Annotated in this window: 23 protein-coding genes and 1 tRNA gene; 8 read left to right on the forward strand and 16 right to left on the reverse strand. The window is 75.3% G+C overall.

All coding sequences use genetic code 11. From position 1 onward, the window contains the following. Position 1: 1 nt before the first annotated feature. The 5 genes from ACP6CK_RS26170 to ACP6CK_RS26190 form a co-directional block, all read right to left on the reverse strand. Positions 2-283: a hypothetical protein gene (locus tag ACP6CK_RS26170; RefSeq protein ID WP_426956266.1), complete on the reverse strand. Its 282-nt coding sequence runs from the start codon at positions 281-283 to the stop codon at positions 2-4. Beyond that, a complete protein-coding gene (gene dapA / locus ACP6CK_RS26175) occupies positions 280-1,233 on the reverse strand; it encodes a 4-hydroxy-tetrahydrodipicolinate synthase (protein ID WP_426956267.1) in 954 nt (317 codons plus the stop codon). Before dapA ends, ACP6CK_RS26170 begins: the two co-directional genes overlap by 4 nt. A gap of 12 nt (positions 1,234-1,245) precedes the next feature. After that, the gene (locus tag ACP6CK_RS26180) at positions 1,246-1,719 is read right to left on the reverse strand and encodes a hypothetical protein (RefSeq protein WP_426956268.1); all 474 of its coding nucleotides are present in this window, start codon (positions 1,717-1,719) and stop codon (positions 1,246-1,248) included. Positions 1,720-1,852: 133 nt separating this feature from the next. Further along, positions 1,853-2,587, reverse strand: a complete 735-nt coding sequence (locus tag ACP6CK_RS26185) for a TorF family putative porin (protein WP_426956269.1) — start codon at positions 2,585-2,587, stop codon at positions 1,853-1,855. 190 nt (positions 2,588-2,777) lie between these two features. Next, positions 2,778-2,854: transfer RNA gene (locus tag ACP6CK_RS26190), tRNA-Pro, on the reverse strand. Positions 2,855-2,987: 133 nt separating this feature from the next. On the opposite strand from ACP6CK_RS26190, the gene ACP6CK_RS26195 reads away from it, so the two are divergent. Beyond that, positions 2,988-3,428: a cytochrome c gene (locus ACP6CK_RS26195; RefSeq protein ID WP_426956270.1), complete on the forward strand. Its 441-nt coding sequence runs from the start codon at positions 2,988-2,990 to the stop codon at positions 3,426-3,428. 45 nt (positions 3,429-3,473) lie between these two features. Here ACP6CK_RS26195 and ACP6CK_RS26200 read toward each other — a convergent pair whose 3' ends face one another. Beyond that, on the reverse strand, positions 3,474-3,725 hold the full coding sequence (locus ACP6CK_RS26200) for a hypothetical protein (RefSeq protein ID WP_426956271.1): 252 nt from the start codon (positions 3,723-3,725) through the stop codon (positions 3,474-3,476). A 56-nt stretch (positions 3,726-3,781) separates the two neighbouring features. Beyond that, positions 3,782-4,459, reverse strand: coding sequence for a cytochrome b/b6 domain-containing protein (locus ACP6CK_RS26205; RefSeq protein ID WP_426956272.1), 678 nt, complete (start codon positions 4,457-4,459; stop codon positions 3,782-3,784). Between the two features lie 262 nt (positions 4,460-4,721). On the opposite strand from ACP6CK_RS26205, the gene ACP6CK_RS26210 reads away from it, so the two are divergent. The 3 genes from ACP6CK_RS26210 to ACP6CK_RS26220 all read left to right on the forward strand — a co-directional run bounded on the left by ACP6CK_RS26210 (position 4,722) and on the right by ACP6CK_RS26220 (position 7,871). Beyond that, positions 4,722-6,215, forward strand: coding sequence for a LysM peptidoglycan-binding domain-containing protein (locus tag ACP6CK_RS26210; protein WP_426956273.1), 1,494 nt, complete (start codon positions 4,722-4,724; stop codon positions 6,213-6,215). A 65-nt stretch (positions 6,216-6,280) separates the two neighbouring features. Beyond that, entirely contained in the window at positions 6,281-6,997 is a 717-nt protein-coding gene (locus ACP6CK_RS26215) for a phosphatidylserine decarboxylase (RefSeq protein WP_426959981.1), read from the forward strand. Further along, on the forward strand, positions 6,987-7,871 hold the full coding sequence (locus tag ACP6CK_RS26220; RefSeq protein ID WP_426956274.1) for a CDP-alcohol phosphatidyltransferase family protein: 885 nt from the start codon (positions 6,987-6,989) through the stop codon (positions 7,869-7,871). The genes ACP6CK_RS26215 and ACP6CK_RS26220 overlap by 11 nt, the downstream gene beginning before the upstream one ends. 102 nt (positions 7,872-7,973) lie before the next feature. Here the strand turns inward: ACP6CK_RS26220 and ACP6CK_RS26225 are convergent, their stop codons facing one another. Continuing rightward, positions 7,974-8,417, reverse strand: a complete 444-nt coding sequence (locus ACP6CK_RS26225; protein WP_426959983.1) for a 23S rRNA (pseudouridine(1915)-N(3))-methyltransferase RlmH — start codon at positions 8,415-8,417, stop codon at positions 7,974-7,976. A gap of 29 nt (positions 8,418-8,446) precedes the next feature. Continuing rightward, the gene (gene rsfS, locus ACP6CK_RS26230; protein WP_426956275.1) at positions 8,447-9,526 is read right to left on the reverse strand and encodes a ribosome silencing factor; all 1,080 of its coding nucleotides are present in this window, start codon (positions 9,524-9,526) and stop codon (positions 8,447-8,449) included. Between the two features lie 154 nt (positions 9,527-9,680). Between rsfS and ACP6CK_RS26235 the strand changes: the two genes are divergently transcribed. Then, a complete protein-coding gene (locus ACP6CK_RS26235) occupies positions 9,681-10,376 on the forward strand; it encodes a hypothetical protein (RefSeq protein ID WP_426956276.1) in 696 nt (231 codons plus the stop codon). Between the two features lie 65 nt (positions 10,377-10,441). Here ACP6CK_RS26235 and ACP6CK_RS26240 read toward each other — a convergent pair whose 3' ends face one another. Genes ACP6CK_RS26240 through ACP6CK_RS26255 form a run of 4 tightly spaced genes read right to left on the reverse strand, consistent with a single transcriptional unit; the run spans position 10,442 to position 13,662 of the window. Continuing rightward, a complete protein-coding gene (locus tag ACP6CK_RS26240) occupies positions 10,442-11,134 on the reverse strand; it encodes a nicotinate-nucleotide adenylyltransferase (RefSeq protein WP_426956277.1) in 693 nt (230 codons plus the stop codon). Between the two features lie 9 nt (positions 11,135-11,143). Further along, positions 11,144-11,455 (reverse strand): antibiotic biosynthesis monooxygenase family protein, encoded by a 312-nt coding sequence (locus ACP6CK_RS26245; protein ID WP_426956278.1) that lies wholly within the window; start codon positions 11,453-11,455, stop codon positions 11,144-11,146. Positions 11,456-11,468: 13 nt separating this feature from the next. Further along, positions 11,469-12,338, reverse strand: coding sequence for a 2-keto-4-pentenoate hydratase (locus tag ACP6CK_RS26250; protein ID WP_426956279.1), 870 nt, complete (start codon positions 12,336-12,338; stop codon positions 11,469-11,471). Positions 12,339-12,375: 37 nt separating this feature from the next. Continuing rightward, positions 12,376-13,662, reverse strand: a complete 1,287-nt coding sequence (locus ACP6CK_RS26255) for a glutamate-5-semialdehyde dehydrogenase (RefSeq protein ID WP_426956280.1) — start codon at positions 13,660-13,662, stop codon at positions 12,376-12,378. A 435-nt stretch (positions 13,663-14,097) separates the two neighbouring features. On the opposite strand from ACP6CK_RS26255, the gene ACP6CK_RS26260 reads away from it, so the two are divergent. Then, entirely contained in the window at positions 14,098-16,851 is a 2,754-nt protein-coding gene (locus tag ACP6CK_RS26260) for a hypothetical protein (protein ID WP_426956281.1), read from the forward strand. A 96-nt stretch (positions 16,852-16,947) separates the two neighbouring features. Here ACP6CK_RS26260 and ACP6CK_RS26265 read toward each other — a convergent pair whose 3' ends face one another. Then, positions 16,948-17,649 (reverse strand): SDR family oxidoreductase, encoded by a 702-nt coding sequence (locus tag ACP6CK_RS26265; protein ID WP_426956282.1) that lies wholly within the window; start codon positions 17,647-17,649, stop codon positions 16,948-16,950. Positions 17,650-17,974: 325 nt separating this feature from the next. On the opposite strand from ACP6CK_RS26265, the gene ACP6CK_RS26270 reads away from it, so the two are divergent. Then, positions 17,975-18,427, forward strand: coding sequence for a hypothetical protein (locus tag ACP6CK_RS26270; RefSeq protein ID WP_426956283.1), 453 nt, complete (start codon positions 17,975-17,977; stop codon positions 18,425-18,427). A gap of 43 nt (positions 18,428-18,470) precedes the next feature. Continuing rightward, a complete protein-coding gene (locus tag ACP6CK_RS26275) occupies positions 18,471-18,611 on the forward strand; it encodes a hypothetical protein (RefSeq protein WP_426956284.1) in 141 nt (46 codons plus the stop codon). Positions 18,612-18,645: 34 nt separating this feature from the next. Here ACP6CK_RS26275 and proB read toward each other — a convergent pair whose 3' ends face one another. Together proB and ACP6CK_RS26285 are read right to left on the reverse strand one after the other, a co-directional pair. Beyond that, on the reverse strand, positions 18,646-19,767 hold the full coding sequence (proB, locus tag ACP6CK_RS26280) for a glutamate 5-kinase (RefSeq protein ID WP_426956285.1): 1,122 nt from the start codon (positions 19,765-19,767) through the stop codon (positions 18,646-18,648). A 78-nt stretch (positions 19,768-19,845) separates the two neighbouring features. Then, the gene (locus ACP6CK_RS26285) at positions 19,846-21,930 is read right to left on the reverse strand and encodes a DUF4139 domain-containing protein (RefSeq protein ID WP_426956286.1); all 2,085 of its coding nucleotides are present in this window, start codon (positions 21,928-21,930) and stop codon (positions 19,846-19,848) included. Between the last annotated feature and the right edge of the window lie 17 nt (positions 21,931-21,947).

A 21,947-nucleotide genomic window follows, 5' to 3' on the forward strand; every position in this document is an offset into this window, starting at 1 on the left:
GTCACGCCAGGAGCGCCGTCACGGCCCGGCTGAGGCTCGCCAGCCCGAGATAGGCGATCCCCTCGTCCCAGTGGTTCAGCTCCGGCGCGCGCAGCCGTTCCCGCCCGATGGCGGCGGTGCCCATCGCGGTGCCGCCCGCGACCACCAGGAGCGGCGCCGGCGTCACCGCGGCGCCGGTGGCCAGGTGGACCGCCCCGCACCACAGTCCGATCAGCACGAGGCACAGCGCCAGCCGCCGCAGCGTGCCGAGCGAGACGGGGTCCAGCGCCGGACTCCCCGTCATTCCGCGGCCACGCGCACGGGATGGACCAGCATCGCGCCCGCCTCCGCCGCCTCCGGCCCGCGGAGGGCCTGGAGGAGGTGCGCCAGGAGCGCCCGCGTCGTGGCCGCCGCGAGCGTCAGCGGCAGGCGCGGCGTCGGGTCGCACAGGCCGAGCAACCCGAGCGCCGCCTTCACCGGCCCCGGATTGGTCTCGGCGAAGAGCGCGCGGTGCAGCGGCGCCAGCCGGTCCCGCAGCGCCTCCACCCGGGCGGAGTCGCGCAGGCTCCAGGCATCCTGCACCGCCGTGCAGAGCGCGGGCACGACGTTCGCCGTGACCGAGACGCAACCCGCCCCGCCCATGGCGAGATGCGCCACCGCCGTCGCGTCGTCGCCAGACAACTGCCGCAGCCCCGCCCCGCACAGCGCCCGCAGCCGTGGCGGCCGGGCCAGGTCGCCCGTCGCGTCCTTCAGCGCGGCGATGGCCCCGTCCTCGACCAGCCGCGCCACCGTCTCGTCCGCGAAGCCGACAGCGGTGCGCGACGGCACGTCGTAGAGCACGACCGGCAGCCCGGAGGCGGCGGCCACCGCGCGGACATGCGCCCGCAGCCCTTCCTGCCCCGGTCGCACATAGGGCGGGGCGGAGACGAGCAGCGCGTCCGCCCCGCAGCGCTCGGCGGCGCCGGCCGCCTCGGCGGCCGCTTCGGTCCCCGGCAGCCCGATGCCGGCCACCACCGCGGCCCGGCCGCCCACGGCCTCGACCACGACGCGCAGGGCGCGGCAGGCCTCGGCCGGCCGCAGCATGGGTGCCTCGCCCGTCGTGCCGCAGACGACAACCGCGGTGGAGCCGCCGGCGATCGCCCGCTCGGCCAGGCGCGCCAGCGCCGTCTCGTCCAGCGCGCCCGGATCGCCGGGCAGGAAGGGGGTGACGAGCGCCGGCACGGAGCCGCGCAGCCCTGAGGGAAGGGGACTCATCGCACCGCCTCCTCAGGCCCGCCGCACCGGCGCCGGCAGCGCGCAGAGCAGCAGCACGCCGCCCTCCCGCTGCGGCAGGAGCTGCACCCGGGTGAATCCGCGCTCCGCCAGACGCGCGACGAGCCGCCGCGCCAATCCCGCGCCCAACAGGGACAGCACCAGGCGCCCGCCCCGCAGCCCGTCGGACAGGGCGCGCCGGCCGGCCTCCAGCACCGGCAGGGCGTCCTCCTCGGAATGGATGCCGCGCGCGACGACGACATCCGCCGGGTCCGGGTGGCCGGTCGGCCGCGCCAGGCCGCTCGCCGCACGGCAGCCGCGGCGCAGGGCGGCGCCCAGCGTCTCCGCGCCGCCCGGCCCGATGGCCACGACACGGTCCTCGGGACCGGCCCCGGCGGTCCGCAGCAGGGCCTCCCCGCCCGGCTCCTCGCGAGCGGCTGGCGTGGCCGGCGTACGGCGCCGGACAGATGGAAGCGGGATGATGGTCATGTGGTCCTCCGCCCCCGAATCTGCGGAGAAGCCCGTAAAGCGGCGATGCGAGATGCCGTCCGCCGGATAAAGAGGTTCTAAAGGCCGCCCGGCGGCCCGTTCGGGACGGCGGCGCCGCCGCCGCCCCGACCCGTCAGAACGTCCGGCTGAGCGTCACCATGGCACGCGCGTCGCAGATCTTCTGCCCGCCCACGCACTCCGACCGGTTCAGGTTCGTGTCGTAGTAGCCGACCGTCAGCGTGAAGCCGAAGACCTCGCGCGACAGGGTCACGTTCCAGTTCGCGAAGTCCGGCGTGCCGAAGCGGTTGTTGCGGTCGATCCACTGGTAGCCGAAGCGGCCCGCGAGGGTGAAGTCGAGCGGCAGCTTCACCTCGAGCCCGCCCTCCAGATAGAAGCTGCTCCCGGATTCGGCCTGGAAGTTCGGCGACCAGAAGGCGGAGCCGAGCACCTTCAGCGGGTCGAACTCGTAGGACACGCGCGCCGCGAGCTCGAAGTAGTTCAGGTCGAAGGCGCCCTGCGGATAGTCGTAGCCGGGATAGAGGTAGCCGACGCCGCCGAGGTCGAATTTCACCCCGCCGATGGCGAAGCGGTAGCCCGCCAGCACGTCCACCTCCTGCCGCGCATCCGTGCCCGCGAAGGAGATGTTGGAGAGGAAGGCGCCGACATAGACGCCGCTCGTGTGCTCGATGTCGACCGTGACCTGGGCGGCCGGGCGGTTGCGGGTCTGGCTGATGCCGCGGAACAGGTAGTCGCTGGAGATGGTGGGCGTGATCCCGACGGTCAGCCCGGCATCCTCCAGCGTGAAGGCGCCGGCCGGTCCGGCGGCGAGGCCGAGGCACAGGGCCGATACGGCGAATGCGTTCTTCATGAGTGATTCCCCCTCACGCGCAGGCGTGGCGAAGGGCGTGTCTTGCAATCCCCATGCGAGCGGGATGTGGAATTCGGTGCATCCACGTTAAAAATGCGCAAAGCCACAGACCCTGTGTCCAGGCTGCAACGCGGGCGGCACGAAAAACCCCGCCAGGCCGGGGCCGGGCGGGGTTCATCGAACCGTCCAATGGTCGGAGCGAGAGGATTCGAACCTCCGGCCCCTGCGTCCCGAACACAGTGCTCTACCAGGCTGAGCTACGCTCCGTCAGGACGGCTCGGGCGGCGGCGTATAACCCCGCCCCTCGCCGCCGGCAAGGGAGGGTCTGGAGGGGAGTGGGCAAACCGCGGAGGCGCGTGCGACGTTCGCTACGGCAAAACGTCCAGGAGATTCGCCCACGATGCCGCTGCGCGCCGCCACCCTGTTTGCTGCCCTCGCCGTGCCCTTGCTGGGCACCGGCCTGGCCTTGGCCCAGACCGACCCGATCACCGCGCGCAAGGACGGCCTTCGCCGCATGCAGGGCCACCTGGAGGCGATCAACGCCGCCGCCCGCGCCGGCGGCGACACCCGCGCGCTGACCGAGCGGACGGCTGATATGGTCGCCTTCTACCGAAGCTTCCCCACCCTTTTCCCGCCGGGCAGCGACACGCCGCCGAGCCGCGCCCTGCCCACGGTCTGGACGGATCGCGCGGGCTTCGAGGCCGCGGACGCGAACGCCGTCGCCGCCGCCGAGGCGCTGAATGCGGCGGCCGCCAGTGGTGATGCCGCCGCGACGGGCCGCGCCGCCCAGGCGATGGGCGCCGCCTGCGGCAACTGCCACCGGGGCTATCGCGGCCGCTGAGGAGCGCGCGGGCGCCCCGCCGTCCGGGACGGCCCGCGAATCGCTTTACCGGAGGTCCGTCCGTGGCGGCGCGCCGGCTCCCCCGGCGCGGCCGCGCCGCCGACCGAGCCACGCGGCCAGGGCCGCCAGCAAGGCCAGCAGCACGCTCGCCAGCGCCGCGGCGAAGGGAATGATCCCCGCCATCTCGTCGAAGTGCTGCCGCCCCGCCGCGGTCTCCAGGCCCCAATAGGCGAAGCCCGCGGCCAGCGCGGACAGGACGAGCAGGGCGACCGCGGCGTTGTGCATGCCCGCCAGCATGCGCCCGGTTATCCGGTGCGCCCAGGCGGGAGCGGGGCCGGGCGCGCCCGCCCGGATCACTCGAAGCGGCTGATCCAGCCGACGGCGCCGAAGGCCAGCAGGAGCAGCGCCAGCGCGAGCCATGGACTGCCCAGCCGCGGCGCCCGGCCCGCGAGCACGCCGGGCAGGCGCTTGATCCCCGTCACCATCGGCCGCACGAGGTCCTGCCCCTTCAGCACGGCGTAGGCGATCACCGCGAGGAGGTGCAGCCCGACCGCGACGAGGATGAGGTTGAAGTTGAACAGGTGGATGCTCCGCGCCCGGTCCGCCACGTCGGGCGGCACGCTGCGCGCCAGCGGCCCGCGCGTGAGGATGCCGTCATCGGTGAACAGCCCCGTCACCGCCTGCAGCAGCAGGATGCCGAGCAGCGCGAGCACCATCCACCCGCCCGCGGCGTTGTGGCCGATCTCCGTGTCGGGCTCGCGCCGGTGCAGGTGCGAGAGGTGCCGCAGCCCTTCCAGCGGCGACCGCAGGAAGCGCGAGAAGCGCGCGGTGTCCGAGCCCACGAGGCCCCAGGCCAAGCGGAAGATCAGCAGCGCGAGGATCGTGTAGCCGGAGCGCATGTGCCACTCCATCTCGCCCTTATGGGCGGTCCACCAGGACAGCGGGATCAGCAGCGCGATGGCCCAGTGGACAAGGCGGATCCAGCCGTCCCAGACCCGCACCGGCACCCGATCCTGCGTCCGCTCCGACATCGCCACGCCTCCAGGAAGAGGTGCAGCATAGGACGCGTCGCAGAGCGCCCGCACCGGGGAGCGGCGCGCGCAACCCACAAAACGCCCTTCTCCGCAACGCGCGGCCTTGTGATCACGGGGGGCAGGCCGTAGTTACGCCGGCATGACAGACGGATCGCGCGGGCGAGTCCTTGCTGCGGCAGGTCTCCTGGCCGCGTCGGCCGTCGGCGCGGTCTGGTACGTCTCGCAAGAGCGCACCGCGCGCCGGACATCCGCACCCTCCGTGGCCGCCGCGCCCGCGCCGCCCGCGGACCTTCCGCGCCACGATCCCGCGCCGCCGGCTCCGGCCGCCGTCGCCGCCGGGCCGGAACCCGCCGCCGCAGCCGCGACTCCGCCAGCCGCCGCCCGTGCGGCGACACCGCCTGCCGCGGCGGCCGACCGCCGCGCCGAGCCGGCCGCCGAGCGCGCCGCGCCCGCCGAACCGCCCCGTCACCCCGCGCCGCGGTTCGATCCGCCGCGCTTCGACGTCGTCCGCGTGGGGATGCGCGGCATGGCCGTGGTGGCCGGCCGCGCCGCCCCGGGCGCGGAGGTGATTCTCTACGACGGCCCGCGCGAGCTCGGCCGCGCGCGCGCCGACACCCGCGGGGAATGGGTGATCCTTCCCCCCGACCCGATCGGGGGCGGCGCTCGGGAGCTCTCGCTCCGCGCCCGGCTTCCGGGCGGCGACGAGCAGGCCGGTCCTGACACGGTGCTCGTCGTCGGCCCCGCGCCGGCGGAACCGCCCATCGCCGTGGCCGAGGCCGCGCCGCGCCCGGCCGAGCGCCATGCCGGAGAATCGGGCCGCGCGCCGGCCTCCGCCCGCCCGGCGGCGCCCCGTCTCGGCGAGGCCGCCCCGGCGGACCGGACCGGGGCCAGCCCCGCCGCCCCGGCAAACGAGCCACGCCCCGCCCGGGCCACGGAGGGCGCGCCCTCAACCCGCGCCGGGGCATCCACCACCACGGCAGGACCTTCGCCCACCGCCAACCCCGAAACCGGTCCCGCGGCGCCGGAAGCCTCCGCCGCGATGCGTCCCGCGGCCCAGGTGACGGAGGCCCACCCTGCGCCCGCGCCAGCGGCCGAGCCCCCGACCGGCCCGCTCGTCCTCCTGCTACCGCCCACGGCCTCCGGCGCGCCGCGCCGGCTCGGCGGAGCCGCCCAGGCCGCCCAGGCCGCACCCGCCCCGCAGCCGGCCGCGCCCGCCGCGGCGCAGGCCTCCGGCGCACGGCCGGCGCCTCAGCCCGCGCCGGCCGCGGAGCCGCCCTTCACCCTCGGCCTGGACGTGGTGGACTACGACGACAGCAACACGATGCGCTTCGCCGGCACTGCCCCGCCCGGCGCGCAGCTTCGCCTCTATGCGGATGACCGCCACCTCGGCGACACCCAGGCCGACGCGACGGGCCGCTGGTCCCTCGCCCCGACCGAGCCCCCGGCGGTCGGCCGGCACACGCTCCGCGTGGACCAGCTCGCCGAGCCCGCCCCGCCCGCGCGGCCGCCCGTCCAGGGCCGGATCGAGGTCGCCTTCCAGCGCGAATCCCTGCCCGCCGGCGCCGTCCGGGACGGGCAGGTGGTGGTGCAGCCCGGGAACAACCTCTGGCGCATCGCCCGCGCCGCCTATGGCCAGGGAACGCGCTACACCGTCATCTACCGGGCCAACCAGGCGCAGATCCGCAATCCCTCGCGCATCTTCCCCGGCCAGATCTTCGCCGTCCCGGACGCCGCCGACCCACCGGCGCGTTGAGACCCGCCGGCCGTCCCGGGACCACAAGCCCGGCGGCAGGGTTGTCCCCCCCGGCCCGAGTCCCCATAACGCCCGCTCACCATGAAAATGCCGCCATGTCGCTAGCGCATTCCGTGCGCCTCGTCCTCGCGCCGCCGCATCGGGCGGGCTATCCCTTCCTCATCGCCGGCGCCGCCGTCGCGGTGATCGGGGGCCTGTTCATCAGCAACTGGCTCTTCTGGCTGGGCGTGTTCTTCACCCTGTTCTGCCTCTACTTCTTCCGCGATCCGGAGCGCGTGCCGCCGCCACGCTCCTCGCTCATGCTGGCGCCCGCGGACGGGAAGATCGTCATGGTCGGCCCCGCCGTCCCGCCGGAGGAACTCGGGCTCGGCCCCGCCCCGCGCTGGCGCGTCGCGATCTTCCTCTCGGTGCTGGACGTGCACGTGAACCGCATGCCCGCGGACGGCACGGTGACGCGCGTGGCCTACCGCCACGGCAAGTACCTCAACGCCTCCCTCGACAAGGCGAGCATCGACAACGAGCGCAACGCCCTCGCGATCCGGCTGGAGGACGGCCGCGACATCGCGGTGGTGCAGATCGCGGGGCTGATCGCCCGGCGAATCCTCTGCGACGCGCGTGTGGGCGACGTGGTGAGCGCCGGCGAGCGCTTCGGCATCATCCGCTTCGGCAGCCGCACCGACCTCTACCTGCCGGAGGGCGTGCGCCCCCTCGTCGCCGAGGGCCAGACCACCATCGGCGGCGAGACGGTGATCGCCGACCTCGCGCAGCCCCGTGGCGCCTGACCCGGTCCCGCCCGGCGGTCCGGCGGCCCCGCGCCGGCGGCTCCGGCTGCGGCTCGTCCCGCGCGGCCGGAAGCGGCTGTCGGGCCTCTCCTTCAACCGCCTGCTGCCGAACATCCTCACGATGCTCGGCCTCTGCGCCGGCCTCACGGCCGTTCGCTTCGCCTTCGAGAACCGCTTCGACGTCGCCGCCACGCTGATCGTCGTCGCCGCCTTCATAGACGGGCTGGACGGCCGCCTCGCGCGGCTGCTGAAGGCCACCTCCCGCTTCGGGGCGGAGTTCGACAGCCTCTCGGACTTCCTCGCCTTCGGCTGCTCGCCGGCGCTGATCCTCTATCTCTGGACGCTGCAGGACGCGCGGGGCTACGGCTTCATCCCCTGCCTTCTCTTCGCGGTCTGCATGGCGCTGCGCCTCGCCCGATTCAACGCGGCGCTGGACCCTGCGCCGGGTGCCGCCCCGCGCCCGGCCTTCGCCGCCGCCTTCTTCACCGGCGTGCCCGCGCCTGCCGGGGCCGGCCTCGCCCTCTTCCCGATCTTCGCCTCGCTCGCTTTCCAGGGCTGGGGCCTCGATCGTCTGGCCCTCCTCATCCGCCACCCGGTTCTCACGGCGCTGATCCTGGTGGCGGTCGCCGCGCTGCTGGTGAGCACCCTGCCCACCTGGTCCTTCAAGAACTTCAAAGTGCCGCGGAACGTCGTGCTGCCCCTGCTGCTCGGCGCAGCCTCCTACGCCGCGCTGCTCGTGACGGAGCCCTGGGCGGCGCTGGCCGCCGCCGGTATCCTCTACGCCGCGATGATCCCCCTCTCGCTCCGCTCCCACCGACGCCTCCGGGCCGAGGCCGAGCGCCTGCTGGAACCCGAGGGCGCGAACCCCGGCTAGGGCTGCGCCAGTGGCCCCGGGGAAGGCCCTGCCTTCCCCGGGGCCCCTTCCGCGAGGGGACCAGTCCCCTCGACCCCCAATTCGAGGGTCACAAGACCTGACTCATCCCGGTCGCCACGCCCGGTGATACGGGTGCCCGGTCCGGATGCACTGCGCCCGGAACAGCGCCTCGGCCAGCAGGCCGCGGACCAGCATGTGCGGCCAAGTCAGCCGTCCCAGCGAGAGCCGCTGATCTGCCCGCGCGAGCACCACGGGGTCCAGCCCCTCTGCCCCGCCGATCACGAAGGCCAGCGCCCGCCCGGACTCCGCCCAGCCCGTCGCCATGGCCGCCAGTCCCTCGCTGTCCGGCGCCTCGCCGCCGAGGTCCATCGCCACCGCCAGCGCCCCGTCGGGCAGGGCCGAGAGAATGGCGGCCGCCTCCCGACGCCGGATCTCCACGGGCGCGCCCTGGCCCTCCGGGATCTCCCGCAGGACCAGGGGCGGCCGCAGCCGGCTGTTGTGGTGCTCGAACAGCGCCGCCTCCGGCCCGCCGCGCGCTCGCCCGATGGCGAGCAGCAGCGGCGCCCGGGAGGGGCTCAGCCCTTCCGGTCCTCATCGCGCCGGCCGGTCGCCCCGCCGGCGTCGCCGTCGCCGCCTTCGCCTTCCTCATCCGGAAAGATCGGCTTCAGATCCTCCCCGGTCACGTTGAAGGCGAAGCCCGCCGGACCGTCCAGCGCCTCGCCCCGCGGCAGGATCGCGCCGCCGCCATCTCCGGCCGGCCGGCCGTCGCCCACCTCGCCGATATAGAGCCGGTCCTGCGCGTCGCCGGCCTGCGCGTCGTCCGGCCCGCCCTCCACGATCGGCTTCCGCGGGTCGGGCCGCTCCTCGTCATCGGCCATGTCGGGCCCTCCGTTCTGGTCGCCCTCCAACGCGCCGCGCGCGGCATCGGCGTCATCCGGCCCGTCGTCGGCCGGCTCGTCGTCCTCATCCTCTTCGTCGAACGCGTCCGCGTCGTCCTCGTCCTCGTCGAGGTCGCCGTCGGCGCTATCCTCCGCATCCCCCCGGTCGTCCCCTGCCGAATCGTCAGCGGCGCCGAAGGCGGCCTCGCGGGCGTTCTCCTCATCACCTTCTTCGGAGGGCGGCGGGCTGTCCGGTCCCCACATCCGCTCCAGCGCGTAATTCGACCGCGCCTCCGGCCGGAACAGGTGGATGACGAGGTCCCCGGCATCCAGCAGCACCCAGTCCGGCGATGCCTCCACCCGCACGCGGCGCACCCCGTGCTCGGCAAGGGCTTCCTCCACGTGCCGCGCCATCGCCTCGATCTGGCGCTCGACCAGGCCGGTGGCGACGATCATCCGGTCCGCGAAGGCCGATCGCGTGGCGACGTCCAGCACCACCACGTTCTCCGCCTTGTCGTCCTCCAGGCTGGCCACGGCGGCCTGCACGAGGGCCTCCAGCCGGTCCGGAGAGGGCGCGGCGGGCGCCGCATCCGCCACCGGCCCGGCGACGGCCGCCTGCTTGCCCGGCGTCTCCGGTCCGACCGCCCGCTTCGCCCGCGGCTTGCGCGCGGGGCGGGGAGCGGGCGCCTCGGCCGCGACCTCTTCCACGGTGCGGATGGGCGCCGGCTCCTCCTCCCGCGGTGGGCGGGCCGCTGCGGCGCTGGCGGACGTCCGCATCGTGCCGCGGGCGGCTGGGGTCGCTTCGCGCGCGGGCCGCCGTTCCGCGGCCGCAATCCGCCCCGTCGTCGGCCGCGGGGCGGCTGTCCGCGTCGTCGGTGCCCGCGGTGTCGTTGTCCGGGCCGGGGCCCGGCGAGCCGGTGCCTCGGCTGCGGTGCTCCGCCGCGCGGCCGGCTTCGCCGCCGTCCGGCCGGTGGCCGCCCCGCTGCCCGAAGCGCGGCGCGTCTCCTCCGCCGCACCGCGCCGCGCGGGGGCCTTGGCCGCGGTCCGGGCCGGCGCCTTGGCGGGCGCCCGAGCTGCCGGGGCTGCCCGCTTCGGGGCCGACTTCTCCGGCGCGGCCTTCCGGGCTGGCGGTGACGCCTTCCGTGCTGCGGGTGCCGTCTTCCGCTCTGCTGACGCTGCCTTCCGCGGTGCGGCTGCGGGCTTGCGCGCGGCCGGTGCCGCCTTGCGCGTGCCGGGGGCGGAGCGTGCCGGCGCCCTACCGGCCCCGGAGGCGGGCTTCGCCGCCATGCGCCCGGCCGGGGCCTTCGTTCCCGCCGGCTTGGTCGCGCGCGCGGCGGGGGCCTTCGCCCCGGCCGCCTTCGCCGGGCGGGCGGCCGGCTTCGCGGGCCCGCCCTTCGGCTTCACGGCGGCCCGGCCGGCGGCCGGCCGCGTGCGGGGTGCCGGGTCCTCCAGCGTCGCGACCCCGCGCCCGGTGCGTGCCGGCGCGCGGGACGGAACCGCGCCGCGCGGCCCGGACGCGCGCGCGGCGGGCTTGCGGGCGCCGCTGCTGGAGCGGCCGGACGGGGATTTCGGGGTACGGGCGATGGCCGCCTCCTCAGATTGCGGGCGCGCGGGCGCGCCGGGATGAGCCGCATGCGGCACCGGCACGACGTGCCGGCCCGAAGGGTGTTGCGCGCGAGGGGCTCGGCGGTTTCAACCGGCTGCCCTGCGCGCCCGATCCATGGATGGGACCGCGGACGTCTGGAGGGAAGGGGCGGGCGCGCCGCCATCCGGCCGCAGCCGCCCGGCACGGATCGCCGTCGCGCTCGCCGGGTGCTCCCGCGCCGGCACGAGGGTCCAGGGCACGTGCCCCGCCGCCCCCCGAACCGGCGCGCAGGCGAGCAGCGCCCCCGGTCGCCGGCGATGGCGACGCAGCACCGAGGCCGCGGCCCCGTGCATCGCCCGCCGCGTCCAGCCAGGCCGGGGCAGCACCGCCATCGGCGTGCGCCGCGCCAGCCGCCGCCAGCGACGCCAGCGCGGCAACTGCGCCAGGTTGTCCGCCCCCATGATCCAGACGAAGCGCGCGCGGGGGAACAGCCGCCGCAGCCGCGCAAGGGTCCGCTCCGTCTGTCGCAGCCCCAGCCGTGCCTCGATGTCCGTCGCGATCACCCGCCGCCCGTCCGCGACCCGCCGCGCCGAGGCGAGGCGCTCCGCGAAGGGCGCCATGCCCGCCGACCGCTTCAGCGGGTTCCCCGGGGAGACCATCAGCCACACCTGGTCCAGCCGCAGTGCCCGCCGGGCCCGCTCCGCCACGTGCCGGTGCCCGGCATGGGCGGGGTTGAAGGACCCGCCCAGCAACCCGATCCGCGCGCGCCGCCCATCTCCGCGAGGTCCCGGCTCAGCCACGCGTTCCGCTCAAGCGGGAACCTCCTCGACCATCTCGTAATGCACCACCGTCTCGTCGAAGGACGCCAGCGCCGCCACCGCGCCCGACTCCACCACCGCTCGATCCGGCGCATCGCCCGCGAAGCCCCGCACCGCCTCCATCGAGGCCCAGCGCGTCAGCACGAGGAACGCCGCGCCATCGGGCGAATCGTCGCGCAGCAGCGACGCGCCCAGGAATCCCGGCACCCCGCGCAGTTCCGGCATGACTCGGCGTCGGAAATGATCGGGATAGGCCCCGGCCTCCCCCGGCCGTGCCCGGCCACGCCAGGCCCGGACGATCATCGCCCGGCCCTCCTCACGGTGTCCGCACGCTGACCGTGACGGGCCGGTCGAGCAGTCCCTCATAGGTGGCGGTGTAGGTCCGCCCCGCCTCGGTCGGCGTGAGGGGGGAGAAGCTGCCGAGCGAGATATACTCCCCCGCCCGCAGCCGCCGCCCGTCGCGCCGGAGATCCTCGATGAGCCAGGGGATGACGTTCAGCGGATGGCCCAGCAACGCCGTGCCCGGCGCCCGCGCGATCTCCCGCTGGTCGCTCGCCAGCACCACCGTCATCCCGCCCAGCCGCGCCGCGAAATCGGCGTCCGCCCGCACCGGGATCGGCTCCCCCAGCACGCCCAGCCGCGCGCCGACATTGATCGCGACGAGGTTCGGCCCGTTCGCGAGCTGCCCCGGCCCGTAGACGAGGTCCGGCATCTCCAGGAAGGGGATCACCTGGTCCAGGTTGCGCAGGATCGCGACGTGATCCGTCCCGGCGTCGTTGATGGCGTCCGAGGACACGCGCACGATCAGGTCGCTCTCGATCACGGGAACCGCGCCGAAGGCCGCCGGGACCTCCGGCACGCGCCCGCCCACGTTGTGCTCCCGCAGCGTGCCGTGGAAGATCGTCCCGCGCACGGGATGGTTCACGCCGAAGCGCTGCTGCGCCACCTGGCTCGTCAGCCCGACCTTGTAGCCGACGACGTCGCCATAGGGCTGCGCGAGAACCGCGATCAGCCGGTCCCGCGCGCAGGCCGCGTCCTCCATCGTCAGCGAGGGGCCGAAGGACTCCGCCGGCCGTCGGTCGAGGATCGAGGCGGCGAGGCGCGCCACCGTGGGCACGTCGGGACAGGCGGCCATGGCCGCCCCCGGGGCCAGCACCAACGCGACGGTGGCAGCGAACCAGCGCATGACGACCCTCCGCGATGCCGGGCCTTGTCGCGTCAGGTCAGGGCCTGACCTGCCCGGTTCCGATCACATGGTAGCGCCAGGTGCAGAGCTGCTCCAACCCGACCGGCCCGCGCGCGTGCAGCCGGCCGGTGGCGATGCCGATCTCCGCCCCGAAGCCGAACTCCCCGCCGTCGCAGAACTGGGTGGAGGCGTTCCACAGCCCGACCGCCGATTGCAGCCCGTCCAGGAAGTCCCGCGCCGCCTGGGCGTCCTCGGTGATGATCGCCTCGGTGTGCTCGCTGCCGTGGCGGCGGATGTGGTCCAGCGCGCTCTCCACCCCGTCCACCACCGCGACGGAGAGCACCGCGTCCAGCCATTCCGTCGAGAAGTCGGCCTCGGTCGCAGCCGGCAACTCCGGCAGGACCGCCCGCGCCGCGGCATCGGCCCGGAAGTCGCAGCCCAGCGCCCGCAGGTCGCCGATGAGGTCCGGCAGGAGCGACGGCGCGATCGCCCGGTCGATCAGCAGCGTCTCCGTGGCCCCGCAGACGCCGGTCCGACGCATCTTCGCGTTCGCCAGGATGCTCCGCGCCATCGCCGGATCGGCGGCCGCGTGCACGAAGGTGTGGCAGAGCCCCTCCGCGTGGGCGAGGACGGGCACCCGCGCCTCCTCCATGACGCGCGTCACCAGCCCCTTGCCGCCGCGCGGAATGATGAGGTCGATCAGCCCCGCCGCCTTCAGCATCGCGCCGACGAAGGCGCGGTCCGCATTCGGCGCCACCTGCACGCAGGAGTCCGGCAGCCCGGCGGCGCGCAGACCCTCCAGGATGCAGGCGTGGATCGCCGCCGCGCTCCGCAGGCTCTCCCGCCCGCCACGCAGGATGACCGGGCTGCCCGCCTTCAGGCACAGGCCCGCGGCATCCGCCCCGACGTTCGGCCGGCTCTCGTAGATCATGCCGATCACGCCGATGGGCTGCGCCACGCGCCGGAAGACGAGCCCGTTCGGCCGCGTCCACTCCGCCAGCACCCGCCCCACCGGATCGGGCAGGGCGGCGATCTCCTCCAGCCCGAGGGCCATCGCCTCGACCCGCTTCGGGTTCAGCGTGAGCCGGTCCCGAAAGGCGTCGGTCAACTCCTCCGCCGCAGCCAGGTCCGCGGCGTTGGCCGCCAGGATGGCGGCCGACCGCGACCGCAGCGCCGCCGCCGCCGCGAGCAGGGCCCGGTCCTTCGATTCGCGCGGCGCCCGCGCCAGGGTCGATGCGGCGGCGCGGGCGGCGTGGGCCGCCGCCTCCAGCGCCGCACGGGCGGGCTCGGCCGCGTCCCGGGCCGGATCGGTGATGGCGTTCATGAACCCTGGGTAGCGCCGGCCCGTCGCGGACGCAAAACGGTGCCGCGGAAAAAAACGCCGCCTGCGCCGGCCTCCCGGATTTCCCTCGCCCGACCGGCAAAAATGAGTAAAGAATGATCCGCAGACCTGTTTTTCATCACGCTGCGCGAGCGGGACCCGTCCGGGTGGCCAGTGGAGCGGCCCGGCACGGCCGCTCGGCAGCATGCGAGGATCCCGAGGCCATGACGACGATGGACCGGCCATGACGCGCATCCCGCCTCGTCGGGCGAGCGGGCCCGTGGCGGGCGTCGACCCGAAGGCTGGCCGGAATGCAACCGTAACAGCCAATCTGACCTTCTTTTGTGTTTTTGGCGGGCTCGCGGGGCGATCCCGCTCTGGCGGGAAGACCGCCCGTGGCAAGATGCCGTGAACCCCCCCGAGCCCAGACTGACCGAGATGAATCCTCTGACCCACGCCGCCCACCTGCCGATCGTCCTGCCGGCGCGACAGCCGTCCCGCCGCGCGGCGCTGGGCCTGAGCGCGGCGGTGCTGGCGCTGGTGCTCGGCCTGCCGGCCGCGAATCCGGCCCGGGCCCAGCAGCCGCTGGGGCCGACCGGGGCGGGACCGGTCCCGGCCGGCGTCCTGCCGCCGAGGCCGACGGCGCTCGAGGGGTCGCCGCCGGCGCCCCTCTCGTCCGAGGGCGGTTCCGGCGCGGTGCCGGGCGGCGCTCCGGCCGGGGTCCGCACGACGTCGCGGGGCGCGGCGATCCTGCTGGACCAGGCGAATTACTGGAGCGCGCAGGGCCGGCCGTCGATGGCGCTGCAGGCGCTGGACCGGCTGATCGTGCTGGAGCCGAACAACCCGGACGTGCTGGCGACCGCCGCCGAGGTGGCGATGCAGAACGGGGACCGGCCGGCGGCGGAGGGGTACGTCGCGCGTCTCAACCAGATGGCGCCGGGAAGTGCGGCCGCGCAGCGGGCGGCGGCGGCGCTGCGGGCGGCGGACGTGGACCAGGCGGGTCTGGCAGAGGCGCGGCGGCTGGCGCAGGCGGGGCAGCGCGAGGCCGCGATGCAGCGCTACCGCGAGGTCTTCCCGAACGGGGAGGTTCCGGACAGCTACGCGGCGGAATACTACCAGACGCTGGCGAGCACCTCGTCCGAGAACTTCCGGGAGGCGCAGATCGCGCTGCGGGCGGCGGCGCAGCGGGCGCCGTTCAACCGGTCCCTGCAGCTGTCCTATGCGCAGCTGCTGACCTACCGCGAGACGACGCGCCCCGAGGGCATCGAGCTGCTGGCGCAGCTGGCACAGGCGCCGGAGACGGCGAGCGGGGCGCGGGCGGCTTGGCGCCAGGCCCTGCTCTGGCAGGGCCCGAGCGGCGAGGCCGAGGCGCAGATCAACGACTATCTCCAGCGCTTCCCGGACGACCAGGAGATCATCGCGAAGCTCGCGGAGATCCGCGCCGTGACCGCGGACCCCGTCGCGGAGGCCCGCATCCGCGGCTACGAGCTGCTGCGCGACAACAAGACCGAGGAGGCGGAGGCCACCTTCAACACCGTCCTCGAAACCGACGCGAACGAGCCGACGGCGCTGCTCGGCCTGGCGATGGTGCGCCGCCGGCAGCGGCGCGAGGTGGATGCGCGCCGCCTGCTGGAGCAGGCGACCGCGGCCGCGCCGGACCGGCGTGCGGAGTTCCTCGAATCCCTCGGCTACACGGAGGACGACATCCGGACGGGCCGCGGGCTGCCGGGGTATCGCGGCGACGCCGGCGCCTATGCCGGTCGCGGCGGTGGCGGCCGGGGCAACCGGGGCGGCGGTGGCGGAAACTGGCGCGGCCAGGGCGGCGGGCGCGGGAATGCGAGCATCCCCACGCCGCCCTCGGTGTTCGCGCGGCGGGCGCTGCAGGCGAACAATCTGGGCGAGGCGGAGCGGCAGGCGCAGCTGGCGGCGCGCGGCGACACGGGCCAGCAGATCGAGAGCGCGATCGTGCAGGGCTACATCGCCCAGCGGCGGGGCGATCCGGGCACGGCGGAGCTGCGGTTCCGGGAAGCCCTCGCCCGGCGCCGCAACCTGCCGGAGGCGCAGGCCGGGCTGTACGGCGCGATCGTTCAGCAGGGGCGCTACGCGGATGCGGACCGCTGGGCGGCGGAGAGCGGATACCGGCCGGACGCGAACACGGCGCTGGTGCGCTCCTCGGCGCTGCGGCAGCAGGCGGCGGAGCAACAGGACACGGACAGCCAGATCTCGATCCTGCGGGGCGCGCTGGCGGCGGCGCCGAACGACGCCTGGGCGGCGCACGACCTCGCCCGCGCCCTGAAGACGCGGGGCCAGCGGGCGGAGGCGATGCGGATCGAGCGGGACCTGGTGGGACGGCGGACGACGGACGCGATGTACGCGGCCGCGCTGCTGGCGAACCAGGACGGACGCGCGGCAGACGTGGTGGCGCGGATGGAGGCGATCCCGGAGGGGTCACGGACGGCCGACGGCCGCCTGCTGCTGGCGCGCAACCGGACGATCCTGGAGGTGCAGCTGCTGGAGCGGCAGGCGCGCGGCAATCCGCAGGGGGATGCGGCCCGGCGTCTGCTGGCGCTCGCGGGGCGGGGCGATCGGGACGGGTTCACGCAGGCGCAGGTGATCCGGGCCTTCGGGCGCCTGCGGCAGCCGGCGAACGCGGCGGCGGCGGGGCAGGCGGCGGGGGCGGAGAGCCCGTCGACGCCGCCGGAGGCGCGGGTTGCGGTGGCGGAGGCGCTGCTGGACGCGGGGCGGCTGGGGAGTGCGAACCCGGTGTCGCCGGCGGCCGCGACGGGAACGGAGCGGTACAGCACGGTGTCGGAGCGTCGGGCGGCGGTGGACCGCCTGACGCCGCCGCGGCCGGAGGTTCCGGCGAATGTGCGCTCGCAGCTCTCGCTGGCGCGGGTCTACGCGGAGAGCGGCCGGGCGGAGGAGGCCTCCGAGATCGCGGAGCCGATCCTGTCGCGGGAGCCGGGGAACACGGAGGCCCGCGCGGTGGCGGGGGCCGCGGCGGTGGCGCGGAACGCGATCGGCCGGGCGGAGGAGATCCTGCGGGAGGGCCGGGCGCGGGGGGCGGACGAGCTGCAGATGGCGCTGCTGGACGCGCGCATCGCCCGGGCCCGCCGCGACCAGGTCCGCGCCCGCGCCGCCCTCGAGGAAGCCGCCAGGCTGCGCACCGAACAGCTCCGCGCCGGCGGCTAGAGGCGGGCCCGGCCGGCACCGGGCCTGAGGGCGGGCCCTCCCCGACCGGGGAGGGCCGCACGCGGCCGGGATGCGGGCGGGTTGGCCCCGCGTGGATCAGACGGACCGGGTCACGCCGCCGTCCACACGGATGTTCTGGCCGGTGATGTAGGCCGCGCCGTCGGAGGCCAGGAAGGCGACGGTGGCGGCGATCTCCTCGGTGGTGCCGTAGCGGCCGAGCGGGACGGTCTCGCGGCGCGCCTCCGTGGCGGGCAGGCTGTCGATCCAGCCGGGCAGGACGTTGTTCATGCGCACGTTGCTGGCCGCATGCCCGTCCGCGAAGATCTTCGTGTAGGCGGCCAGCCCGGCGCGGAACACGCCGGAGGTCGGGAACATCGCGCTGGGCTCGAAGGCCCATGCCGTCGAGATGTTGATGATGACCCCGCCCTTCTGCGCCACCATGACCGGCGTCACGAGGCGCGTCGGGCGGATCACGTTCAGCAGGTAGACCTCCAGGCCCGTGTGCCACTGCTCGTCGGTGATCTCGACGATGGGCGCGCGGGGGCCGTGGCCCGCGCTGTTGACGAGGACGTCGATGCGACCCCAGCGCTCCATCGTCCGGTCCACCAGCCGCTGGAGGTCGTCCACCGACCGGTTCGACCCGGTGACGCCGATCCCGCCCAGCTCCGCCGCCAACGCCTCGCCCTTGCCCGAGGAGGAGAGGATCGCGACGTCGTAGCCGTCCCGCGCGAGGCGGCGCGCGGCCGCGGCTCCCATTCCACTGCCACCCGCCGTCACCACCGCGACCTTTCCGACCATGGCCTGCGCGCTCCCGTTCCTGTCCGGCGGCATTCGAGGCCGCGCGGCGCGCGCCTGGCAAGATGCGCCGAGCGGCCCGGGAGAGGTGGCGCGAATCGCGCCGTACTTGCCGATGCCCTTCCAGGCGACTTCGCGGGGCGACGCGCGGCACCATCCTTTGCGCCGAACCGCCATTTTCCGCGCTCTCGCGCGACAGATCCGACCTCTGTCGCAGCACGGATGCGCTGCGCGTCGCGTCAGTAACGGGATCGAAATTTCCGTCTTCTGCGCCCGCGAATCCCCGTCTAAGCGGCCTGCACCAAGCAACCGGACAGGGAGACATCACATGGTGCACGTGCTCGCCCCGCAGCCCAGCCACAAGAAGCTGCCCATGTTCTTCAACGTGGACAGCTCGGTCGGCCAGAACGGCCAGAACGCGAACCCCGAGGACATCATGCTGGTGCAGTATTTCCTGCGCCTGATCGGCGACCACCCGAGCGGCATCGCGGCGCCGAGCACGCCGATCTTCAAGCGCGTGCGGCCCACCGGAACGATGGACCAGGCGACGATCGACGCGATCAAGGCCGGACAGTCCTACGCGAAGATCACGCCCGACGGGCGCGTCAGCAAGGCGGCGACGTACCGCTACGGCGCGCACAGCTACACGATCGTGGACCTGAACTTCAGCATCCGCGATCGCGCGCCCTTCAAGGCGAAGTGGCCGAACGTGGACCAGCTTCCGAATTGCCCGCCCATCCTCGGCGCCGCGATCCGGCGCGCCCTCTCCGGCCAGGGCTGAGCAGCGGCGGCCGCGCTCCACCGAACGACGAAGGAGAGGAACGATGTGGCCCGAGTGGCTCGCGACGGTCCTTCCGCCCTATCCGTCGGGGCGGGAGATCACGAAGGGGACGAACGGCCGGGATCATTCCATGGCCGCCGCGGAGCAGGCGCCCAGCCGCTCCGCCGCGATGCCGCAGGAGTAGAAGGGTCGGAGAGGACCCTTCCGGCCCTCATCGCTTACACCACGACCAGATCGTCCCGGTGGACGATCACGTCGCGCCCGCGCCAGCCCAGGATGTCCTCGATCTCCGCGCTGCGGCGCCCGGCGATCCGCCGCGCCGCGTCGGAATCATAGGCGGACAGCCCCCGCGCCACCTCCCGCCCCGCGCCGTCCCGGATGGAGACGGGATCGCCGCGGTCGAAGCGACCCTCCACCTCCCGCACGCCGGCGGGCAGCAGCGACCGCCCTTCGGCCAGCGCCCGCGCCGCGCCGTCATCCACCACCAGCCGCCCGAGCGGCGCCAGCGAGCCCGCGATCCAGGACTTCCGCGCCGACCGCCCCTCCGGCGCCGGCAGGAACCAGGTGCAGCGCCCGCCGTCCAGCATGGCGGAGAGCGGCCGCTCCACCTCGCCCCGCGCGATCGCCATGGCGCAGCCCGCGCCTGTCGCGATCCGCGCGGCGATCAGCTTCGTCCGCATCCCGCCGGAGGAGTAGCCGGGCGGCGGATCGCCCCCCATCGCCATGATCTCCTCCGTCACCCGCTCCACCACGGGAAGATGCGCGGCGGCGGAATCGCGACGGGGATCGGCGGTGTAGAGCCCGTCGATGTCGGACAGCAGCACCAGCGCGTCCGCCTCGATCATCTCGGCCACGCGCGCGGCCAGGCGGTCATTGTCGCCGAAGCGGATCTCGGCGGTGGCGACGGTGTCGTTCTCGTTGATCACCGGCACGCAGCCCAGGCCAAGCAGCGTCTTCAGCGTCTCCCGCGCATTGAGGTAGCGGCGCCGGTCCTCGCTGTCCTCCAGCGTGAGGAGCACCTGCGCCGCCGTCATCCCGTGACCGGCCAGCGCCGCCTGCCAGGCACCGGCCAGCCGGATCTGCCCGACCGCAGCGGCCGCCTGCTTCTCCTCCAGCCGCAGGGCGCGGCGCGTCAGACCCAGCGCGTGCCGGGCCAGCGCCACGGCGCCGGAGGAGACGATCACCACCTCCGCCCCGCCATGCCGCAGCCGGGCCGCATCCGCCGCCACCGAGGCGAGCCATGCCTCCCGCGGCGCGGCGCTCCGCGGGTCCACGACCAGGGCCGAGCCGATCTTGACGACGATCCGCCGCGCGGCGGCGAGGGAGGGGGGCGCGCTCATCGCCGCCCCGGTAACACAGCCCCGCCCCGCCCGCGATCCGCCCCCGGCCCCCGCCGGACGCGGATCGGACTCGGCCGATCAGCCCATCCGGGCCAGCAGGTCCTGCGCCGCCTTCGACCACGCCTCCCAGGCGGTGTCCGCCGCGGTGCCCGCGCGCTCGACGGCCAGGCTGGCGGCGTTCAGCCGGCGGCGGGCCTCCTCCCGCTCCGGACCGGTGCGGTCCTCCGCCGCGGAGCGGGCGCGGGCCAGGGCCGCCTCCGCGGTGCGGTAGGCGCGGATCGCCGTGCGCGCGGCGTCGAGCTGCCCCCGCAGCTCGCCCAGCCGCTCCACGAGCGTCGCGAGATTCGCCCGCCCCGGCGCCTCGGCCGGCAGGCGCTCCAGCACGGTGCGGAGGTTCTCCAGCGTGCCGGGGCCGCCGGGCAGGCGGCGCGCGCTCTGTTCCACGTCGATGTCGCGCCAGCGCAGCAGCACGGGGTCACCCAGCGCCGCATCCCAGACCGGCAGGTCGGTGCGGGTCTCCCGTTCCCAGGTGAAGCGGAGCGTGGTCTGGCCGCCCTCCAGCACTGCCTCGTGGCGCAGGCCGAAATCGCCCTCCGCCGCCACCGCGAAGCGGGGCGTGAAGCCCGGCCGGCGCCCGATGTCCACCACCACCCGCGCGCCCCGCCCGGCATCGCGGGCCGAGCGCGGATCGAGTGCGAGCGCCGACTCCTGCTGGTTCAGCACGCGCACGCCCACCACGCCGCGCCGCAGCTCGATCCCGATCGGCCGTTCGGAGGAGGTGGTGGCGGAGGAAATGCGCACGTCCCGGTCCCGCGCGAAGGCGAGGATCCGCGTCTCATCCGGCGCCACGGCCCGGATCTCCGAATCGCCGAGATAAGCGCCGGCCTCCGCGCCCTCCGCCCCGAAGAGGGTCGCGAGGCCGTCCGGAAGCGTGTGCCCGGTCGTGTTGCGCACCCGCACCGCCGAGAGCGGGTTGCGGGCGGAGAAATCCTGGATCCACCACAGCCGCTCCGCCGGCAGGGCGGCATCGAGGAAGGGGAGATTCGCCGTCTCCCCCGCGCGAACCGTCACCGGCGCCGGCAGGGTGAAGGCGACCCGTCCCGCCGCGCTGGCCGAGAGGGCGGGCGGCAGCGCCGCGACCGTGTCGGTGAAGCGCGGCTCCGCCTCCTGGGCCACCATCCCGCCGCCCGCGCCGCCGATCGCGGCGGCGCGGCCGCGGGATGCTTGGGCCACAGGGGCGGGGGCCGGCATGGCCATCGCCACCGGCGGCGGGGGAGGAGGCACCGGCATCGCCCCCGTGTCCGGGCGGACCGGCACGCCCTCGGCCACGCGCACCGGCAGTTCCGGCCGGGTCACGCGGATCGGTGCGTAGAGCGGTTGGTGGAAGGCCGCCGGATTGCCGGAGACGAGGGCCAGCCGCACCCCGTCCCAGTCGGCGCCGGAGCGGTTCTCCACCACGGCCCAGCCCTGGATGCGGGCCTCTCCGCCGCCGGGCGGGACGATCATGCGCCAGGACGGCTTCCAGAGCGGCGCCGCCGCCACATAGGACACGGTCACCTCCCGCGCGGCCGTGGCGCCGCGCAGCCGCACCTCCACCAGCCGGGAATCGGCGGCGCGGGCAGAGGCCAGAGCCTCGGCGGCGCGGCGGACGCGGGCGGCCAGGGCCGGGTCGGTCAGCCGCACCCCGTCGCCTTCCCGCAGGGTGACGGTCCGCAGCCCCTCCTCCGTTACCAGGGTGACGCGAAGCGCGGTGCCGCGGGCGTTGGGCTCGCCCACTTCCACGTCCTCGGCATCCGCGAGTCGGCCGGTGACGCCGCCCGCCTCCACCGCCTGGCCCCGCAGGGCCTGGAGCAGGGCGGCGCGGCCCGCGAAGTCCTCGGGGCGCAGGGGCAGGCCGCGGAACGCCTCGGCCGCCAGGTCCTGGGCGGGCAGGCGCACCCCCTCCACCGTGCCGGAGGGGTCGCGGACGAGCAGGCTCTTGAGCACGTCGTCCACGTCCTCGGTCGGGACGCGGAAGGCGAGGGGGGCGTCGGGCGCGAGCGACCCCGCCCGTTCCAGCTGGGCGAGGCCGGCATTGGAGAGGGTCACGACCCGGACGGGCAGGTCCTGCGCCGCGGCCGGCAGGGCGAGGACAAGCAGGGGCAGCACGTGCAGCGGACGCATGGCGGTCTCCCGGAAGG

The organism is Muricoccus radiodurans, from assembly GCF_050154705.1.
In the GTDB taxonomy this organism is placed as follows: Bacteria; Pseudomonadota; Alphaproteobacteria; order Acetobacterales; family Acetobacteraceae; genus Roseomonas; species Roseomonas radiodurans.

Excerpts from the sequence above, each read along its gene's own strand:
- ACP6CK_RS26185 (WP_426956269.1), bottom strand. The coding sequence starts at position 2,587 with ATGAAGAACGCATTCGCCGTATCGGCCCTGTGCCTCGGCCTCGCCGCC.
- ACP6CK_RS26285 (WP_426956286.1), bottom strand. The coding sequence starts at position 21,930 with ATGCGTCCGCTGCACGTGCTGCCCCTGCTTGTCCTCGCCCTGCCGGCC.
- ACP6CK_RS26265 (WP_426956282.1), bottom strand. The coding sequence starts at position 17,649 with ATGGTCGGAAAGGTCGCGGTGGTGACGGCGGGTGGCAGTGGAATGGGA.
- ACP6CK_RS26255 (WP_426956280.1), bottom strand. The coding sequence starts at position 13,662 with ATGAACGCCATCACCGATCCGGCCCGGGACGCGGCCGAGCCCGCCCGT.
- ACP6CK_RS26170 (WP_426956266.1), bottom strand. The coding sequence starts at position 283 with ATGACGGGGAGTCCGGCGCTGGACCCCGTCTCGCTCGGCACGCTGCGG.
- ACP6CK_RS26205 (WP_426956272.1), bottom strand. The coding sequence starts at position 4,459 with ATGTCGGAGCGGACGCAGGATCGGGTGCCGGTGCGGGTCTGGGACGGC.
- ACP6CK_RS26180 (WP_426956268.1), bottom strand. The coding sequence starts at position 1,719 with ATGACCATCATCCCGCTTCCATCTGTCCGGCGCCGTACGCCGGCCACG.
- ACP6CK_RS26200 (WP_426956271.1), bottom strand. The coding sequence starts at position 3,725 with ATGCTGGCGGGCATGCACAACGCCGCGGTCGCCCTGCTCGTCCTGTCC.
- proB (WP_426956285.1), bottom strand. The coding sequence starts at position 19,767 with ATGAGCGCGCCCCCCTCCCTCGCCGCCGCGCGGCGGATCGTCGTCAAG.
- ACP6CK_RS26260 (WP_426956281.1), top strand. The coding sequence starts at position 14,098 with ATGAATCCTCTGACCCACGCCGCCCACCTGCCGATCGTCCTGCCGGCG.
- ACP6CK_RS26245 (WP_426956278.1), bottom strand. The coding sequence starts at position 11,455 with ATGATCGTCCGGGCCTGGCGTGGCCGGGCACGGCCGGGGGAGGCCGGG.
- ACP6CK_RS26250 (WP_426956279.1), bottom strand. The coding sequence starts at position 12,338 with ATGCGCTGGTTCGCTGCCACCGTCGCGTTGGTGCTGGCCCCGGGGGCG.
- ACP6CK_RS26195 (WP_426956270.1), top strand. The coding sequence starts at position 2,988 with ATGCCGCTGCGCGCCGCCACCCTGTTTGCTGCCCTCGCCGTGCCCTTG.
- ACP6CK_RS26270 (WP_426956283.1), top strand. The coding sequence starts at position 17,975 with ATGGTGCACGTGCTCGCCCCGCAGCCCAGCCACAAGAAGCTGCCCATG.
- rsfS (WP_426956275.1), bottom strand. The coding sequence starts at position 9,526 with ATGCGGACGTCCGCCAGCGCCGCAGCGGCCCGCCCACCGCGGGAGGAG.
- ACP6CK_RS26275 (WP_426956284.1), top strand. The coding sequence starts at position 18,471 with ATGTGGCCCGAGTGGCTCGCGACGGTCCTTCCGCCCTATCCGTCGGGG.
- dapA (WP_426956267.1), bottom strand. The coding sequence starts at position 1,233 with ATGAGTCCCCTTCCCTCAGGGCTGCGCGGCTCCGTGCCGGCGCTCGTC.